Origin of the sequence: Nostoc spongiaeforme FACHB-130 (assembly GCF_014698475.1) — a bacterium.
GTDB classification, from domain to species: domain Bacteria; phylum Cyanobacteriota; class Cyanobacteriia; order Cyanobacteriales; family Nostocaceae; genus Nostoc_B; species Nostoc_B spongiaeforme.
Map to the genome: position 1 here is coordinate 1 of NZ_JACJTB010000079.1, position 17,769 is coordinate 17,769.

The 17,769-nt window shown below is 43.3% G+C and carries 18 protein-coding genes and 2 pseudogenes; 10 read left to right on the forward strand and 10 right to left on the reverse strand.

The annotated features are described in order from the left end of the window. Together H6G74_RS29950 and H6G74_RS29955 are read left to right on the forward strand one after the other, a co-directional pair. Positions 1 to 101, forward strand: a pseudogene (locus H6G74_RS29950) (IS5/IS1182 family transposase); the annotation flags it as partial. Further along, complete coding sequence (locus H6G74_RS29955) at positions 101 to 433, forward strand: DUF3368 domain-containing protein (RefSeq protein WP_190971160.1); 333 nt, start codon at positions 101 to 103, stop codon at positions 431 to 433. The pseudogene H6G74_RS29950 and the gene H6G74_RS29955, both read left to right, overlap by 1 nt. An 84-nt stretch (positions 434 to 517) precedes the next feature. Here H6G74_RS29955 and H6G74_RS29960 read toward each other — a convergent pair whose 3' ends face one another. The 5 genes from H6G74_RS29960 to tig form a co-directional block, all read right to left on the reverse strand. Beyond that, positions 518 to 1,141: a Uma2 family endonuclease gene (locus H6G74_RS29960; protein WP_190971161.1), complete on the reverse strand. Its 624-nt coding sequence runs from the start codon at positions 1,139 to 1,141 to the stop codon at positions 518 to 520. A gap of 17 nt (positions 1,142 to 1,158) precedes the next feature. Next, entirely contained in the window at positions 1,159 to 2,067 is a 909-nt protein-coding gene (locus tag H6G74_RS29965) for an alpha/beta fold hydrolase (RefSeq protein WP_190971162.1), read from the reverse strand. A gap of 128 nt (positions 2,068 to 2,195) precedes the next feature. Further along, on the reverse strand, positions 2,196 to 3,536 hold the full coding sequence (gene clpX, locus H6G74_RS29970) for an ATP-dependent protease ATP-binding subunit ClpX (RefSeq protein WP_190971163.1): 1,341 nt from the start codon (positions 3,534 to 3,536) through the stop codon (positions 2,196 to 2,198). Positions 3,537 to 3,545: 9 nt separating this feature from the next. Continuing rightward, positions 3,546 to 4,244 carry an ATP-dependent Clp endopeptidase proteolytic subunit ClpP gene (gene clpP, locus H6G74_RS29975; protein WP_062293118.1) on the reverse strand — a complete coding sequence of 233 codons (699 nt, stop codon included), beginning with the start codon at positions 4,242 to 4,244 and terminating at the stop codon, positions 3,546 to 3,548. Between the two features lie 373 nt (positions 4,245 to 4,617). After that, complete coding sequence (tig, locus tag H6G74_RS29980; protein ID WP_190971164.1) at positions 4,618 to 6,042, reverse strand: trigger factor; 1,425 nt, start codon at positions 6,040 to 6,042, stop codon at positions 4,618 to 4,620. 761 nt (positions 6,043 to 6,803) lie between these two features. Between tig and H6G74_RS29985 the strand changes: the two genes are divergently transcribed. From H6G74_RS29985 to H6G74_RS29995, 3 genes are all read left to right on the forward strand, one after another. Then, complete coding sequence (locus tag H6G74_RS29985) at positions 6,804 to 7,847, forward strand: aspartate-semialdehyde dehydrogenase (RefSeq protein ID WP_190971165.1); 1,044 nt, start codon at positions 6,804 to 6,806, stop codon at positions 7,845 to 7,847. A 140-nt stretch (positions 7,848 to 7,987) separates the two neighbouring features. Continuing rightward, the gene (gene dapA, locus H6G74_RS29990) at positions 7,988 to 8,884 is read left to right on the forward strand and encodes a 4-hydroxy-tetrahydrodipicolinate synthase (RefSeq protein WP_190971166.1); all 897 of its coding nucleotides are present in this window, start codon (positions 7,988 to 7,990) and stop codon (positions 8,882 to 8,884) included. Between the two features lie 231 nt (positions 8,885 to 9,115). Next, positions 9,116 to 10,891, forward strand: coding sequence for a ribonuclease J (locus tag H6G74_RS29995; protein ID WP_190971167.1), 1,776 nt, complete (start codon positions 9,116 to 9,118; stop codon positions 10,889 to 10,891). Between the two features lie 54 nt (positions 10,892 to 10,945). Here H6G74_RS29995 and H6G74_RS30000 read toward each other — a convergent pair whose 3' ends face one another. The 4 genes from H6G74_RS30000 to H6G74_RS30015 all read right to left on the reverse strand — a co-directional run bounded on the left by H6G74_RS30000 (position 10,946) and on the right by H6G74_RS30015 (position 15,389). After that, on the reverse strand, positions 10,946 to 11,146 hold the full coding sequence (locus tag H6G74_RS30000; protein ID WP_062293132.1) for a hypothetical protein: 201 nt from the start codon (positions 11,144 to 11,146) through the stop codon (positions 10,946 to 10,948). Between the two features lie 130 nt (positions 11,147 to 11,276). Continuing rightward, positions 11,277 to 12,788, reverse strand: coding sequence for a peptidoglycan-binding domain-containing protein (locus tag H6G74_RS30005; RefSeq protein ID WP_190971168.1), 1,512 nt, complete (start codon positions 12,786 to 12,788; stop codon positions 11,277 to 11,279). A gap of 338 nt (positions 12,789 to 13,126) precedes the next feature. Beyond that, on the reverse strand, positions 13,127 to 13,597 hold the full coding sequence (locus H6G74_RS30010) for an SH3 domain-containing protein (RefSeq protein ID WP_190971171.1): 471 nt from the start codon (positions 13,595 to 13,597) through the stop codon (positions 13,127 to 13,129). A gap of 280 nt (positions 13,598 to 13,877) precedes the next feature. Continuing rightward, the gene (locus H6G74_RS30015) at positions 13,878 to 15,389 is read right to left on the reverse strand and encodes an AAA family ATPase (protein WP_190971169.1); all 1,512 of its coding nucleotides are present in this window, start codon (positions 15,387 to 15,389) and stop codon (positions 13,878 to 13,880) included. Positions 15,390 to 15,595: 206 nt separating this feature from the next. Here H6G74_RS30015 and H6G74_RS30020 point away from each other — a divergent pair, with 206 nt between their 5' ends. The 5 genes from H6G74_RS30020 (at position 15,596) to H6G74_RS30040 (ending at position 17,534) form a co-directional block, all read left to right on the forward strand. Further along, complete coding sequence (locus H6G74_RS30020; RefSeq protein ID WP_190590472.1) at positions 15,596 to 15,865, forward strand: BrnT family toxin; 270 nt, start codon at positions 15,596 to 15,598, stop codon at positions 15,863 to 15,865. Next, positions 15,846 to 16,073 carry a type II toxin-antitoxin system BrnA family antitoxin gene (brnA, locus tag H6G74_RS30025; protein ID WP_190971170.1) on the forward strand — a complete coding sequence of 76 codons (228 nt, stop codon included), beginning with the start codon at positions 15,846 to 15,848 and terminating at the stop codon, positions 16,071 to 16,073. Before H6G74_RS30020 ends, brnA begins: the two co-directional genes overlap by 20 nt. A gap of 119 nt (positions 16,074 to 16,192) precedes the next feature. Continuing rightward, the gene (gene def, locus H6G74_RS30030) at positions 16,193 to 16,756 is read left to right on the forward strand and encodes a peptide deformylase (RefSeq protein ID WP_190590470.1); all 564 of its coding nucleotides are present in this window, start codon (positions 16,193 to 16,195) and stop codon (positions 16,754 to 16,756) included. A 10-nt stretch (positions 16,757 to 16,766) separates the two neighbouring features. Beyond that, positions 16,767 to 16,970 (forward strand): hypothetical protein, encoded by a 204-nt coding sequence (locus H6G74_RS30035; RefSeq protein ID WP_062293148.1) that lies wholly within the window; start codon positions 16,767 to 16,769, stop codon positions 16,968 to 16,970. Between the two features lie 363 nt (positions 16,971 to 17,333). Then, complete coding sequence (locus H6G74_RS30040; RefSeq protein WP_062293151.1) at positions 17,334 to 17,534, forward strand: hypothetical protein; 201 nt, start codon at positions 17,334 to 17,336, stop codon at positions 17,532 to 17,534. Positions 17,535 to 17,668: 134 nt separating this feature from the next. Here H6G74_RS30040 and H6G74_RS30045 read toward each other — a convergent pair. Continuing rightward, positions 17,669 to 17,769 (reverse strand): annotated as a pseudogene (locus H6G74_RS30045) (IS5/IS1182 family transposase); the annotation flags it as partial.

Sequence of the window (17,769 nt, forward strand, 5' to 3'; positions counted from 1 at the left end):
AACTCAAGCAATATCGAGGGATTGCGACGCGCTATGATAAACGCGCTACCAACTTTCTGGGTGCAATTTATCTTGTTGCTTCTATTATTTGGCTTAATTGATGACACGCCCTAGTATTTCTTGGATAAAAATAGTAGAATTTAATATTATTGTACCTGAAATAGCAGCTTGGGACTTGGGAAAAGGAGAATCTCAAGTATTGAGTTTGGCACTCCAAAATTCAGAATTTGCTGCTATTGTTGACGATAGGGCAGCACGCCGTTGTGGTCAAGCTTTAGGAATTACTACCATTGGTACGGGAGGTTTGCTGATATTAGCAAAAAGACGTGGACTCATTGCCAGCATATCTCCTAGAATCCGAGATTTACGTGATGCTGGTTTGTGGTTATCTGATACTTTGGTAGAATTACTAAAACAACAAGCAGGGGAATAAGGATTGATGTAAAAAGCGATCGCCCATAGTTTACCATCTCCAATCACCAAGCGATCGCTCTTTAATTTTCCCGCAAATTTAAAATTATTCTTCCTCTGTCAGAGCCGCATCAAAAACCTGTTGTGCAGTAAAGTTAAGGTCAGGAAAAGCAGGCGAGACAATCACGTCATTACCACGGAACATTCTTTTTACGTATTCTCCATCAACCAGTTCGCAGATAAAAATCGTAGGTTCTTTAGGATTACCGATAAATTCTCGTCCTCCCAAAGCTGCATAATCTACAATCCAGTACTCAGATACACCAATGATTTCATAGTCCGCAAACTTTTTATGATAATCGTCACGCCAGTTAGTACTAACAATCTCAATAATCAAGGGTATGGATGAACCGTCCATCACGGTTGATTCTTTTTTCCATAGTGGTTCGTGAACCAGATTTTTCCGATTTAATAACAAAATATCAGGGGAGTAACCTGATTCGTTTTCGGGTGGTTTGACTAGCGCGGTTTTTGGTAAGAAGTACGGTAATTTTAACCGTTTGTATTCTGGCACAACCTCTTCAACTAAAAAACCCACAACTCCTTCATGACCTCCAACGGGTTGTGCCATTTCCACAATCACTCCATCATGCAATTCGTAACGTCCCCCTTCGGGTCGCCACGCCGCAAATTCTGCAAATGTTACTACTTTAGGTAAGGCTTGAGCCATAGTTACAACCTCTACATTTATACAATAGAAGGAACTTGCAAAAACTCTCGCACCCGTCGCAAGTAAGTCGGCGCATCTTCCAACATAGGGAAATGTGCTGTATCAGGAATCAACACAAACTCAACTTGGTCATTCATGGCTGCGGCTTCTTTTCCCATTGCGGCGGGAATTATCTGGTCATATTCACCCGCAATTAGCAGCGTTGGCATTGTTAATTTAGCAAATTCTTGCGGCATCAATTCCGATTGTGCTTTACTAACAGATGTAAAAATTGTGCCTAAAGCAGCATCATAATCTGCATCTAAAAAATCTTGTAGAAAAGCCTGACGTTCAGCTTTTGCTATGGAACGATGTAAAAATCTCGCCATAAACATCCGGTCAACAAATGGAATTTTACCTAACCATTTGGGACGAAATTTAACTACATAACCACCAAATTTATGAAAGGCTGTAAAAGCTTTTTCATCATATTCAAAAATCCCACTACAAGTTAAAATTCCTCGCTCTACTTTTTGGGGATAGCGGTTAAAAAACAAAGTCGCAACGGACGCACCCATTGAATGGGCATTGATGTAAACACGCCCAAGATGCAACTCATCTAAAAGTACTGCTAAATCATCAGCATATTCTTCCAATTCATAAGTTAACTCTTGAATTGCGGCTGATGTTTCTTGACTAGACACAGAAGTAGCAACAGACTCACTCGCTGGGACTATAGTTGGTTTCCCACCAGAACGCCCAAACCCGCGCATATCATAAAGTAAACAATCAAATTGGTCTGATAAAGCTGCCGCAGTGCTTTTCCAATACCTAGCTGAACCAGCCCAACCGTGAACGAACACCATCACGGGTTTGTTCACAGCAACAGATGATTGTTTCACCCACTCGTAGTAATGTTCAACGCCACGAACAGCAATATAAGGCATGTTTGAGAGTTAGCATTTAGGAGATAAAAGTTAGGAGTTTTGAGTTTGTAATTAATTACTCACTCAAAACTCCTCTTTCCTAACTTTAATCAATACTCAGCACTTAAAACCCAACACTTAGCACTAATTTACGCTGATTCTGGTTTTGGTAGTGAAGATGGATGTACTATCAGTTCGGCGGTAGAGCGTTTCTCGACCATTTCTCGCGTTACTGTGCAGCGAGTCACGTCTTTACGAGATGGTAACTCGTACATCACATCTAGCATGAGTTCTTCAACAATACCCCGCAATGCTCTTGCACCCGTTTTGCGGCGGTAGGCTTCTTGAGCGATCGCTCGCAAGGCATCTTGTTTAAAATCTAATTGGACGTTATCCATCTTCAGCAGTTTTTGGTATTGTTTCACCAAAGCACTGCGCGGTTGAGTCAAAATCGCCATTAGTGCTTCTTCATCCAGAGGATCAACCACCGCCACCATTGGTATTCGACCAATAAACTCTGGAATCATGCCAAATTTTACCAAATCATCTGGTTCCAGGTTGTGCAACACATCGGCGGCGCGTTTTTCTTTTGATTGGCCTTCTCCTGGCTGTACAAAACCGATTGACTTTTTACCGGCTCTTTGCTCTACCACTTTTTCTAAGCCAACGAAAGCGCCACCACAGACAAATAGAATATTACTGGTATCAATTTGGATGCAGTCTTGATACGGATGTTTACGTCCTCCTTGTGGTGGTACGTTGGCGATCGTACCTTCTAGCATTTTCAGTAATGCTTGCTGTACGCCTTCACCAGAAACATCCCGTGTAATTGATGGATTTTCACTCTTGCGGGCAATTTTATCAATTTCATCGATGTAGATAATTCCGCGTTGAGCTTCTTCTACATCCAAGTCTGCTACTTGCAACAGGCGCAGCAAGATATTTTCCACATCTTCACCGACGTAGCCTGCTTCTGTTAATGTGGTAGCATCCGCCACGGCAAAAGGTACATCTAAAATCTTAGCTAGAGTTTGTGCTAACAGGGTTTTGCCGCAACCAGTCGGGCCAATTAACAAAATGTTAGACTTCTGTAGCTCTACTGCGTCATCTGCTCCGTTTTTGCCACTGCCTTTAGACTGCAAGATTGCCAGCCGCTTGTAGTGGTTGTAAACTGCGACTGACAAAACTTTTTTGGCTTCGTCTTGGCCAATGACATGCTCATCAAGATACTTTTTAATCTCTCTGGGTTTTGGTATCTGATTAAATGAGAGATTAGCAGAACGGTTTCGACGTTTTTGAGGTACTTCAGACTTGGGTGCTGGTTGTGGCGCTACACCATTGGTGTCCAGTAACTCCTCATCTAGTATTTCATTACACAAGTCAACGCACTCGTCGCAGATGTAAACTCCCGGCCCTGCGATCAACTTACGCACCTGCTCTTGAGACTTGCCACAAAACGAACATTTTAAATGGGAGTCGTACTTAGACATACCAGCCTCTTATTTCAGAATGGTGACGTTTTCCCCAGCTGTGGGAAGATTTTGTCGGGAGATTACCTGATCAATCAAACCGTAATTTTTAGCTTCTTCTGCCGACATGAAAAAGTCGCGGTCTGTATCTGCTTCGATTCTCTCTAGAGGTTGACCAGTATGATGAGCCAATAACTGATTCAACTGTGCCTTGATATAAAGAATCTCTCTGGCTTGAATTTCTATATCAATGGCTTGACCTTGAGCGCCACCCAGGGGTTGATGGATCATAATTCGAGAGTCAGGTAAAGACATCCGCTTACCTGCGGTTCCAGCCGCTAACAAAAATGCGCCCATGCTTGCAGCTAATCCAAAACAGATCGTCACAACATCAGGGCGGATTTGTTGGATTGTATCATAAATTGCCATTCCTGCGTAGACGGAACCGCCAGGAGAATTTATGTACAACTGAATGTCTTTTTCTGGGTCTTCGGAATCTAAGAACAGCAACTGCGCCACGATGGAATTAGCAACGGTATCATCAATGGCTGTTCCTAAAAAAATAATCCGCTCTCGTAACAGGCGGGAGTAGATATCAAATGCTCTTTCTCCCATACCCGACTGCTCTACCACAGTTGGCACAATGCTGTTAGGGCCATTTAGATGGGAGTTAATAGCTAGGTGGCTGGAACTGATGATGGGGTAATTTCCCGACTGCGATAAAAGCATAGGAGAATATCTGAGAATTAATAGGACTTAGCTTAAGGCAGCGATCGCTGCTTTTTCCACGGATGAGATTTTGATTTGAGCTATGTGTTAACCATTATGCCTCATCCAGATTTTTCTCGTGTAACACAGTATCAAGCTCAGATCGTTACAGGTAAAGAATTTTGTCTAAAATACTAGCAATCTTAAGCCTCCCTTAAATGTTGACGACCGAGTGCTGAGTAATAATTTTTCACACTCAACCCAGATATTTACTACCCTAGCCTAATCTACCCAAAACAGGATTGCGATCGCCCAAAAGTAGAGATAGCCGAAGAGGAGTGCTGAGTGCTGAGTAAGTTTCTCCTTGCACCCTGCACCCTGCACCCTTACACCCCTATCCTTCTACTGCTGATTCTGCCGTAGCTTCGCTGTTGCTTGCCTCAGTCTCAGGTGCAGTTGCTTCATCTGCTGGTTCTGCTTGGGCGTTTAAAGTACCTTCTGGGACTAATTCAACTGATGAGTTGTCTAAGAGCCAATTGAGAATTTTGTCACTCAGCAGTTCATTTTCCACCATAGAGCTGAGTTTTTCTTCGTCAATATCTTCATCAGCATACTGCTCTAACAGTTCTGTCACTCTGGCTTGGAGTTCTTCTGGTGTAACTACCAAAGATTCGCGTTTGCCGATTTCTCGTAGGGCTAAAGAACGTTTGATGCGTTCAATTGCCTCTGGGCGCGATCGCTCCCGCAATTGCGGAATAATATCTTGAGTAAACAGCTTTTTCACATCCAAACCCTGTTGCGCCAAGCGCATAGCAGTTTGAGTCAGCATTGCATCAACTTCTTGCTCAATCAAAGTTCCTGGCAAATCAATTTCTACGTGCTTCAGTAGTTCTGCCAGTAGTGCTTCTTGCTTGTTGGTTTTGGTTTTGTCTTCAGCTTCTTTTTGATACCGATCTTCTAAAGATTTCCGCAGTTCTTCTAAGGTTTCAAAATCGCTGACTTCTTGAGCAAAATCATCATCTAATTCTGGCAGTTCTTTTTCCTTCAGTTCCTTGAGGGTGACTGTAAAAATTGCTGGTTTGCCTGCTAATTCTTCGTTGACATAAGGATCTGGAAACTGGGCTGAGATTTCCTTGGTTTCCCCAGGGTTCATCCCGACTATACCTGTGACAAAACCAGGGATAAATTTATCTTCTTGTAACTCGACTTGAAAATCAGTCGCATCACCGCCAGGAATTGGCGTTGGTTCGGCATCAGGATCATCGCCTTCAGCTTTAGCTATCACCCCTTGAAAATCGACAACAGCCACATCACCAATTTGGGCGGCTCTACCTTCGACTGGAATAAGTGTGGACATTTGTTGGCGTTCTTTTTCCAGGACATTATCTACCTGGGTGGGGTCATATTTAATTTCTTCTGCTTGGGCTTGTAACCCGGTGTACTGGTTCAGGGTGACTTCCGGTTCCACATCCACAGCCACCAAGAATGTCAGGGGTTTTCCCGGTTCATAATTATTGATCAAGTCTTCAAAGGAAGAGCGCAATTGCGGTTGACCAATTGCTTGAATGTCTTCTTGTTTAACCGCTTGTTCAATGCCATCTTGAATCAGTTCTTCTAAGGCGGCGGCCTTAATGCGACTTACCCCCAGGCGCTGAAGCAATATCGGTCGAGGCACTTTACCTTTACGAAACCCAGGAATATTAACAGTACTGGATAAGTTTTTAATAACTTGTTCGTAGGTTTGCTGAGTGATTTCTGGTGTAATCTCTATCTCTAGCCCGATTTGGCTGGCGGGAAGTTTCTCCTGGGTAACTTTCATGCTTCGTCTCTATTTAGTATTTTTAACTCCAAGAACACATAAGCCACAACTTAACGCTTATGCGCTTTGATATCTCTAGGTAAGAATGGCAAGTGCCTTCAGTAGATATCCAGTTTACTGCCAATGGCAAAGGACTTGACACTTTACCACAATAAATTTATCTATACACCCTCTCACGCTAAACTTGTGAGGTCTGTTTACCCAACAAGTCCCAGTTTAATATGTAGCTTGCTAGTTGACTTTCTGGGCTGAATGCCACTTGGATCATAGTACATTGATGATCTGCCTTCTGGCTTGAAAGTGCTGAGTAAAGAGACTAGTACAACAAGGCAAAAGGAAAAAGGCAAAAGGAAAAAGAAAGAATCTAAAACCCTTACGCCACGCACCCCTACACCCTTACACCGTTCGACTAACGCTCACGGCGAAGCTCTTACACCCAATCTTCATAGACAATCTTGGTGCGTACATTCTGAGCAAGAATGGTAATGGTTGAGCCTGATTTACTAGAGGTTTTTTTCTGAGCCGTAATTTGTTGTAGAATAATATATACTTTTTTAGTTGGTAGAAAATTTACCGGGCAATTATAAAAAATTGTAAATTTTTCAGATATTTATTAAGATATATAACCCAAAAATTAACCTACCTTGATTAAAAAGCTGCAATAAAACCAAAAAATTATTCAAAATCTGCTATTGCCATTGCCATAAATCTCAAGTTCAAAACATTACTCATCACCTCTTAAATGAAGGGAGGAAGTTCATTTGTCTAAAACATATCGTGTAGCTATTTTGGGTGCGACTGGTGCTGTCGGTACAGAGTTGCTGGAATTATTAGAAAGCCGGAATTTTCCACTGGCGGAATTAAAATTACTGGCCTCTGAGCGCAGCGCAGGGCGATCGCTTAAATTTAAAGGAGAAGATTTATTAGTAGAACCAGTTAGCGATCGCGCTCTGGAAAATGTAGATTTGGTATTAGCCAGTGCTGGGGGTTCCACATCCAAAAAATGGGTTCCTGTGGCCGTTGCAAAAGGCGCAGTTGTCATTGATAACTCCAGTGCTTTTCGGATGAACCCCCAAGTGCCTTTAGTTGTGCCGGAAGTGAATCCCCAAGCCGCAGCCGCCCATCAAGGTATTATCGCAAATCCCAACTGCACAACAATTTTGATGACAGTGGCAATTTGGCCCTTACATCAAATCCAACCGATCAAACGGATTATTGCCGCCACCTATCAATCAGCCAGTGGTGCTGGTGCCAAAGCAATGGCAGAAGTGAAGACACAAGCTGCTGCCATTCTCCAAGGACAAGAACCAGTTGCAGAAGTTCTGCCTTATCCTTTAGCATTTAACTTATTTCCTCACAATACCCCGATCAATGATTTTGGGTACTGTGAAGAAGAAATGAAAATGGTGAATGAAACGCGGAAGATTTTTGACACTCAAGAAGTTAGGATTAGTGCAACTTGTGTACGGGTTCCCGTACTTCGCGCCCATTCCGAAGCCATTAATCTAGAATTTGACACTCCATTTAGCCCAGATACCGCCAGAGAAATCTTAAGTAATGCGCCAGGGGTGAAACTAGTAGAAGATTGGCGGGCAAATCATTTCCCCATGCCCATAGAAGCAACTGGCCGAGATGAAGTGTTAGTGGGGAGAATTCGTCAGGATATATCTCATCCCTGCGGCTTAGAATTGTGGCTTTGTGGTGATCAAATCCGCAAAGGTGCAGCTTTAAACGCCGTGCAGATTGCAGAATTATTAGTGGAAAAAAATCTGCTCACCCCAGTAGCAGCATATATCTCTCAGTAGTTTTGTGTCATCAGTCCAACAAGTATGACAACAAACAAATGAGTGCATCACTCTTGAAAGTAATTGGCGAATAAGCTATTACATTATAGAAAACCACCAAGATAACAAAAACCAAGCAGGTAATCAGGAGAAAAACGAGGGTGGGAGATTTTGGTAGAGTTTTAACCGCTATGATCACACCGTTTAAACCAGACGGTAGTGTTAACTATGGTGTAGCGGCAGAACTAGCAGCGCATCTAGCTAACAACGGAACAGACACGTTGGTGGTATGCGGTACAACAGGAGAATCCCCAACCCTAACTTGGGAGGAGGAATACCAGCTATTTTTAGAAGTATTGCAGGCCGTGTCCGGCAAAGCCAAGGTGATAGCGGGATGCGGTTCCAATTCCACCAAAGAAGCGATCGCAGCTACCCAAAAAGCGGCTAAAATAGGAGTACACGGTACATTACAAGTTGTACCTTATTACAATAAACCGCCCCAAGCTGGTCTATATCAACATTTTCAGGCAATTGCCCAATCTTGCCCTGAAACTCCCGTGTTGTTATATAACATTCCTGGTCGTACCGGTCAAAATCTCAGTGCCGAAACCGTTGCCAAATTAGCAGAAATTGATAATATTGTTGGAATAAAAGAAGCCAGTGGTAATTTAGACCAGGCAAGTGAAATCCGTCGCTTGACATCACAAGAATTTCAGATTTACGCTGGAGATGATTCCCTTACCTTGCCCTTGTTAGCACTGGGGGCAACAGGAGTAGTCAGTGTGGCTTCTCATCTGGTAGGAAACCAACTACAGCAGATGATTCAAGCTTTTAGTGCGGGAAAAATTGCAGAAGCTAGAGACATTCATCTCCAACTCTTCCCGTTATTTAAAGCTTTATTTATCACTACAAACCCCATTCCCATTAAACAAGCACTCAAACTTCAAGGTTGGGAGGTTGGTTCAACTCGTCCGCCGCTATGTGATGCTGACTCAGAAATAAGCCAAAAACTGGAGGCGGTGCTTCAGAAACTGAATTTAATCTTAGACAGTATATGATTGGCAATTTGCCGCAAATCTATATATGAATAATGGGCAGATTTTCAGGATGCACTTTTTTCAACAGTGCTAGTACTGCTCAGATATTGACGATTTCGATTTTATTGCACCAAAAGTTGAAAATCTAAACGAAATTTGACTGCTTTCCCAGAGAGAGCCAGTGTTGTCTTTAATACAAGCTTGCTAACCTTCAATTTATTAACACTAAACCACAATCTAACTAAGGAGAAAATGGCTAGAAACGAAGCTGACTCCGCCCTGAAAATTATTCCTTTGGGCGGTTTACATGAAATTGGCAAAAATACCTGTATTTTTGAATACGAAGATGAAATTGTTTTATTAGATGCAGGTTTGGCTTTCCCTACGGAAGCAATGCACGGTGTAAATATTGTCCTGCCTGATACGACATATCTCAGAGAAAACCGCGACAAAATCAAAGGGATGATCGTCACCCACGGTCATGAAGACCATATTGGTGGCATTGCTTTTCACCTGAAGCAGTTTGAAATCCCGGTGATTTATGGGCCAAGACTGGCAATGGCTATGCTGGAAGGCAAACTAGAAGAAGCAGGTGTACGCGATCGCACAGAATTGCGTTCAGTTATGCCCCGTGATGTCGTGCGGATTGGCAAACACTTCTTTGTTGAGTACATTCGCAATACCCATTCCATCGCCGATAGTTTCACGGTTGCTGTTCATACTCCCCTTGGTGTCGTAATTCACACAGGGGATTTTAAATTTGACCACACCCCAGTTGATGGCGAAAAATTTGACTTGCAACGCTTGGCAGAACATGGTGAAAAAGGCGTGCTTTGCTTGTTGAGCGATTCCACTAACTCAGAAGTACCGGGCTTTACACCATCGGAACGTTCTGTTTATCCCAACTTGGATCGGGTATTCAGTCAAGCCACTGGGCGATTGTTTGTTACCACCTTCGCTTCTTCTGTGCATCGCATCAACATGATTTTGCAACTGGCGCAGAAACATAACCGCGTAGTCACAGTGGTTGGGCGTTCGATGTTGAATTTGATTGCCCATGCCCGTAACTTGGGTTATGTCAAATGTGAAGATAACTTATTGCAACCACTACACATGGTTCGCAATCTGCCAGATGAAAACGTGTTGATTCTCACCACCGGCTCTCAAGGTGAGACAATGGCAGCCATGACCCGCATTGCCAATAAAGAACATCCCCACATCAAAATCCGCGAAGGCGATACTGTAGTCTTCTCCGCTAACCCCATTCCCGGCAATACGATCGCAGTTGTCAACACCATTGATAAGTTGATGTTGCAAGGTGCGAAGGTTGTCTATGGTAGAGATAAAGGAATCCACGTTTCTGGTCACGGCTGTCAAGAAGACCAAAAACTGATGATTGCTTTAACTCGTCCCAAGTTCTTTGTCCCGGTTCACGGCGAACATCGGATGTTAGTGAAACACTCCGAAACTGCCCAAAGTATGGGTATCCCTGCCGAAAATATGGTAATTATCCAGAATGGGCATATTATAGAACTAACAGAAAATTCCATCCGTGTGGCGGGTCAAGTGCAGTCTGGTATTGAACTGGTAGATACTTCTAGTTCTGGGATGGTGAGTGCCAAAGTGTTGCAAGAACGGCAACGGATGGCAGAAGAAGGAATTGTGACAATTGCCGCAGCGATTGATTGGTCTGGTAAACTGATGGCCAAGCCAGAAATTCATCTGCGGGGTGTTGTTACCAGTGTAGAGCGATCGCTAATCCAAAAATGGGTACAGCAACGCATTGAAGAAATCCTCGGTGTGCGCTGGTCAGAATTTGCGGCTTTAGGCGGTGAGCAAGCGGATGTAGACTGGGGTGGATTGCAAGGAACTTTAGAACGAGAATTAGCACGTTCAATTCGGCGAGAATTGCAATGTCAACCAACAGTGACTTTGTTAATGCAAATTCCCGACGAACCAGAAGCAACAATGAAAGTTACCGATGGTAGAAGAAGACGGACGCGGACGGCGGCACAAGTGGCATCTTAAAGAGTGCTGAGTGCTGAGTAAATAATATTTTAGAGGCGTTGCATAGCAACGTCTCTAAAATATTAATGGTCTGATTACTTGATATAACAAAACAATCACAATCGGGACGATAATCGGGATAGTTACGAGCAGTCCCCATTTATCAAAACGCAGTTTTTGGCCTTCCGACTTGAACAGCGCAATGACCGCAACTGCGCCCATAACTATCCAGACAACTCCAAAGATAATAAAGATCACAAATGCTGAGTCTGGCATTTTTTTGCTGGTATTGGATCTGACAGCCTAGTACAACAAGGCAAAAGGAAAAAGAAAGAACAACGTTAGCAATTCCAGATAGTATGCTTATTTACGCCAACCTGTACTAGATATCTAGACTAGCGAAATCCTAGAGAAATTGCACTTTGGCGTTTAAGCCTTTGGAGCGTAACATTTTTGTGAGATTTTCGGCAACAGAGCGATCGCTAAATGCCCCAGCATTCACATAATTTCCTGACATAGACACATCTGGGAAAGCATTGGGAACAAAGCGACGCACTTTGTCGAGGGTATCGCCATTTTGCATTGGCACTGCTGCTACATAATAACGATTGCTCACCGGACGATTTAGCGCCACAGAATTATCAAAACCTAGTACTTGCCAAGTTTGTGCATCTACTTTACCAGTAGGATTTAAGCGATATTCCTTTTGAAATTCCACTACAGCCGCTTTGGTATATTCGCCAAACACCCCATCTAATGAGCGATTAAAATATCCTAATTCCGATAAACGTGTTTGGACTGCTTTAACATTCTCTCCCTTTGCACCCATTGAGAGAACTACCCTAGTTGGTTGACTAGAATATCTCGCTGTCCAGACTTGGCGCACCGCTTTTACAAGTTGGGCATCAATAATACCGTCGGCTGTGAGTTTATTGTCTCGTTGGAACTCCACAACCGCATTTCTTGTTAACGTGCCAACAGTTCCAGTGGAATCGCCATAATAATAGCCTAAATCCCTGAGTAGTTGCTGTACATCCCTCACTTGCTGACTGGAAGTATTGGGGTTACTAGAAACTGGAGGATTATACAGTGCATCCCAAGTTTGGGCATTTGCAACCCCAGTGGCGGGTAAACCTGCTTTGCGTTGAAAGGCAATGACAGCATTTTTGGTGATGCTTCTAAAATTCCCGGTGGGATTCATCTTAAAGTAGCCCAAGTCTCGCAACCGTTGTTGTAGTTTGGTGACTGCTGGGCCTTGGCTACCTTCAGCCAGAGTTGGATATTCCCCACCGACATTTAAATTACTTTGTAGTGCTTGGGCTGTTCTACTATCAAAAACTCCGTTAGCCGGAATTCGAGAAGCTTGTTGAAACCGGATGAGTGCTTGTTGAGTTTGTGAGCCAAAATAGCCAGTTTTAGGGCCGTTAAAATAGCCTAAATTGCGGAGATTTTGTTGTAACTGAGCAACGGTTGTACCTCTACTACCAAAGCGTAATTGCCCATCACTACTTTCATTAGGAGTCCCACTTTGGCATGATTGTTGTAAAGCTTGCTGAGTCCTCGCACCCACAATTCCATCAACAGCCAGCCCTCGTGCTTTTTGAAAACTACTCACTGCTTGTTGAGTTAAGTTTGCAAATCTGCCAGTTACAGAGCCTTTAAAATAACCTAAATTTTTTAAGCACTGCTGAATGTTTGTCACTGCTGTACCACGACTACCTACTTGCTGAAGGGCGAAAGTTTGGTCAGCTAGGTTTAAAATTCCGATAGTCAGTGCTACAGATAAAAGCCGCATCGCCACAGGGCTAGACAGTTTAGGCCACTGCCAAAATTTAAATTCTAATTTTATCGGTACAATCTCTATGTTTTCTGAGGCTTCGTAGGCTGAGGCGACATGAAGATAACCAATGGCTTCCATGATGTTTTCCCAAGTTTTTGGCTGATGACAATTCCCTGAGTACAAGAAAAAAGTATTTCGCTTGACTTTTGTCCTAAAGTGATGGGTTTGGCTATTTGTTTACATCACAAGGAGCAAACTGCTTTTCGGCAAGAGTCGAAGATTTTGATGTTAAAAATTAATTGGATTGACAGGAATCTATAAAGTTTTTTGAGTGCTAATTACAGTGATCAGAATATATAAAAATATACCACTTTCTATAAGTAATAACTGTGGCTTTTACTAAAAAAGTATAAAGATTAGAGAGTAGGAAATAGGTAGTAAGAAGTAGTGAGTTCAGATGGGGATGGTTTCTAACTTTAGTTGGTACGTTCAATGTTGCCAATTTTTACCCAACCTTCTTGGTCACTACCTTCTGTGCGAATCTTCACCCAAGTTTTATCGGGGTTTTCTTCTAAAACGATGATTTTTTGATTGAAAGTCACTCCACCAACTTTTTTGGCTGATTGATTTGGTTCGGCACGTAAACTTAAGCCGTCAGACCAAGTAACACGTCCTTGATAAGCGCCAGGGGGTAATTTTTCAGGAGATTTTGTAGGAGTTGCTGAGGGGGTTGGAGTAGATTCAGGTTCAGGTGTAATAACAGAATCGTCTTTAGCTTCTTTGGTAGCTTGGTTTTTCAAAGAAGGATTATCATTGGCAAAAATCGGTTTATTGGGCGGTATGGCGGTTTGATTGATGAAATACAGCGCCACTGTCATACCTGTACCTAATAAAACAGCGATCGCTAAGATAAAACCTAGTATTAATTTGAGTAGACCAGAAAGCATAGTTAATTTAATAGTCAATAGTCAATAGTCAATGGTCAACGGTGAATGGTCAATAGTCAATAGTGAAGTATGAAAAGGAACAGGGAACCTGGATTTCTCACAAGAGAGAAATCCAGGAGTGTGGGAAGGGTGGGAGGATAGTGAAGAAATCTTTCCCCCCTCTCTCCCCACACTCCCCACACTCCCCGCACCCGCTACCCATAAGTGAGAAATTCGAGGGAAGAGGTAACAGGGGGATATGTTTCCTGTTCCCTTTTTACTCTAATTCGCTGGAAATGCTTTAGCGTAGTTTGCCGAAGGCATCGCTGAGGGGGCTGTGTTTTGAGGCAAGACGCGCTCTCCCAGCCGCCGCCCATTCTTGGAGTTTTTGAATTTGTTCTACAGCCGTTCGCGCCAAGGGGATGATTTGGCTGGCGGCTTCTAAAATATCGTCGGTGTTAAAATCACGGTTTTGGCTAAATCCAATGTGCATAGCTTCAATGAGAGTTTGCTCAATTTCCGCCCCAGAAAAATCGGGTGTTTCATAAGCTAACCTGTCAATGTCATAGCTTTTCAAGTTATGGGGGCGCAATCTGGATAAATGAACGTTAAAAATTGCTTTTCTTTCTTCTTGAGAAGGTAAACCAACAAAGAAAATTTCATCAAATCGCCCTTTTCGCAACATTTCTGGCGGTAAGGCTTGAATGTCGTTGGCAGTCGCCACGACAAATACAGGTGAGGTTTTCTCGGCTAACCAGGTGATAAAGGTGCCAAATACCCTGCTAGTTGTGCCTGCGTCACCTTTGCTACCCAGCCCCGAAAAGGCTTTATCTATTTCATCAATCCACAAAATACAAGGGGCGAGGGCTTCGGCTACCTGAATCATTTGGCGTGTGCGTAACTCTGATTCCCCGACTAAACCGCCAAATAACCGCCCTACGTCTAAGCGTAACAAAGGTAAATGCCAGTGATGAGCGATCGCTTTGGCTGTTAAAGATTTTCCCGTTCCTTGAATCCCCACCAACAACAAACCACGGGGATGGGGTAAGCCATACTGACGCGCCCGTTCGGTAAATGAACCGCCACGCCTTAATAGCCAATCTTTGAGGTTATCCAATCCGCCAATATCAGAAATTTGCTCGGTAGCGGGGTAAAAATCAAGAATTTGGGTTTGGCGGATGGTTTGGCGCTTTTCTTGTAAAACCAAGTCTACATCTTCTGGCTGCAATTCACCATGAGTTGCGATCGCTCTGGCTAAAACCCGCCGAATCCGTTCCATAGACAGCCCTTGACAAGAACGCACCAAGTCATCTAAAACCTTGCCAGCAAGGGAGTTACCAGTGGATTGCAGTAAGCGTTCTATCTCAGTTTTAATTTCTGGCGCGGCGGGTAAAGGAAATTCCACAACCGTTAAAATTTCGGTTAAGTCATCAGGAATGGCGATGCGTGGCGATAATAAAACAATATTTTTGGGTTGCGATTTTAAAAGTCGGGCAAAATTGCGGAGTTTGCGGGCGATCGCCACATCATCTAAAAAACGATGGTAGTCTCGTAAAATTACTACGGCTGGTGCGGAGGCTGGTAATTTCTCTAAAAATTCCAAAGCTTGTAGGGGATTGCGTCGCCCAAAACCAGCATCATTGGGGTTGCCTTGATAGCCATCAACAAAATCCCAAGTATAAACAGGGCGATTACCTTGATTGGCGGCTTCTTCCCGAATGGCTGCTTCTACCCGTTCTTCTTCGTAGGTGGGAATGTAAATTAACGGATAACGGGCGCGTAGCAGCAATTTAAACTCGTCACGGAAGTTCATATCTAGCTGTTAGTTGTGAGTTGCTCTTGATGGCAATGTACAACTTTCTTTCACCAATCAGCTATAAATGCTGTCTAGTCGTTGTCTAGTTTTTCAACGCGAAAATACGCTCAGTAATTCCCAGTGCGATCGCTTTTTGGGAATAAGTGGGAATTTGCCTCTTTATTAGTATAATAAAGGTATGAAAATTATACCTTTTGAGTGGTGTGGAATTTGAATTTGACGACTCTAAAAGCCAATCAAACCTAGCAAAGCACGGAATTAACTTTCTAGAGGCACAAGAACTCTGGGCTGATCCTGATCGAGTTGAAATTCCGGCGCGGATAGAAGACGAACCAAGATTTCTGGTCATCGGTAAAATCGCTCAAAAGTGCTGGTCAGCCATCATTACCTATCGAGAGAACAGAGTACGGATTATTTCAGTCCGACGATCACGACAAGAAGAGGTAGCAATTTATGAAAGCAACAGAATTTGATGCCAAATTTGATCAGGATGAAGACATCACCGAATTTTTAGACCTTTCCCAAGCCAAGCGTCCTGGTCATGAACAGAAAAGAGTCAACGTTGATTTTCCAACCTGGATGATTGAAGCATTAGATTATGAAGCGAGACGATTGGGTGTTACTCGTCAATCAATTATTAAGGTATGGCTTGCAGAAAGACTTGCACAGCTATCTCGCTAAAATGTGATCGCCCATCAACTCCAGATAATTCTGAATTCTGCTGCATCACCATGAGGTCTAACTCAGATTGATAGAATTAAGTTAGTTGGAATTTGCACAATTGAGCCATTGAAATAATCATGCCCTCTGAAATTGCTGTTGAGAAAAAAAAGTTAAAAAATCCGCCACTGAAGCTGCACTATCTGGGCGATCGCGCGTTGCGTCAACCAGCTAAACGTATTACCAAAATTGATGACGAACTGCGCCAACTGGTACGCGAAATGTTGCAAACTATGTACAGCAGTGATGGCATTGGTTTGGCTGCACCCCAGGTAGGCATTAATAAACAACTGATCGTAATTGACTGCGAACCAGATAACCCCGCAAATCCGCCACTGGTATTAATTAATCCCGTAATTAAACAAGTCAGCAAAGACATCTGCGTTGCTCAAGAAGGCTGTTTGAGTATTCCGAATATTTATATGGACGTAAAGCGTCCTGAAGTGGTGGAAATTGCTTACAAAGATGAATATGGCCGTCCCAAGACATTAAAAGCTGGGGACTTACTAGGACGCTGCATTCAACACGAGATGGATCACCTCAACGGTGTGGTATTTGTCGACCGTGTAGAAAATTCCTTGACTTTGGCACAGGAGTTATCTAAAAATGGCTTCTCGTATCAAGCCGTGAAACCAGTAGCATAGGGGACTAGTAGTGTATTTAACTCCAAAAAGCGGTTTATTTCTCGGTGCGTCTTGCATAACAGCGATCGCCGCCGTCGGTTCGGTGTTTGAACTCAGTTATGGACAGCCAGATTTAGGCTTTGAAACCACTGCAATTATCTTAGGATTAAGTATTCCACTAACAGGATTATTTTTTATTGCCGCAGTGAGGGACGCAAGGGCTAACATAAAATAAGCATCAGGTATATAAAAAAGGTAAAAGGATGACCAAAATCAAAGTTCACCCTTTTACCTTTTATTTTTCTACCTAAACCTGTCAGCCCTAACCTCTACCTGGATTTCTCACAAGAGAGAAATCCAGGGGTGTGGGAGGGGTGGGAAGTGTGGGAGGATGGTGAAGAAATCTTTCCCCCCAAACTCCCCACCCCTCTCTCCCTACACCCGCTACCCATACGTGAAAAATTCGGGTCTAGCCCCTATCCCCCAGCCTCTAACCCCTATTCTCAACTTTGGTAACTCAGCACTCAATACTTTTGAAGTCAACAGGTAAAATTTATCTTGTGGGTAGGAAAAAGCCCTAATTCAAGAGGAATCGACTGTGGAACCTAAAATTAACTGCGCCCAAGCCTGCGTCAATGGTTGTATTTTAGGGGATAAATGCCCCAATATCGAGTTTAGAGAAGCAGCCTCACAATTCATCAAAGAGACTTCTTTAGACGAAATGCTGGCGATCGCGGAAGAACGTCTGCGTAAAAAGATGATGGAACCGCCAAAATGGGTGCTACCGGAAGACGCTTAATTATTTAGCGATGAACTGAATTTCGCTCATCAGGGTCTTGTTTTCTTAGAGGACATTGGTAGGGTGTGTTATGGCTTCAGCCTAACGCACCATCATCTGGCGGTGCGTTAGGCGCTAGTATCTAGGGCGTGTCATCAATTAAGCCAAATAATAGAAGCAACAAGATAAATTGCACCCAGAAAGTTGGTAGCGCGTTTATCATAGCGCGTCGCAATCCCTCGATATTGCTTGAGTT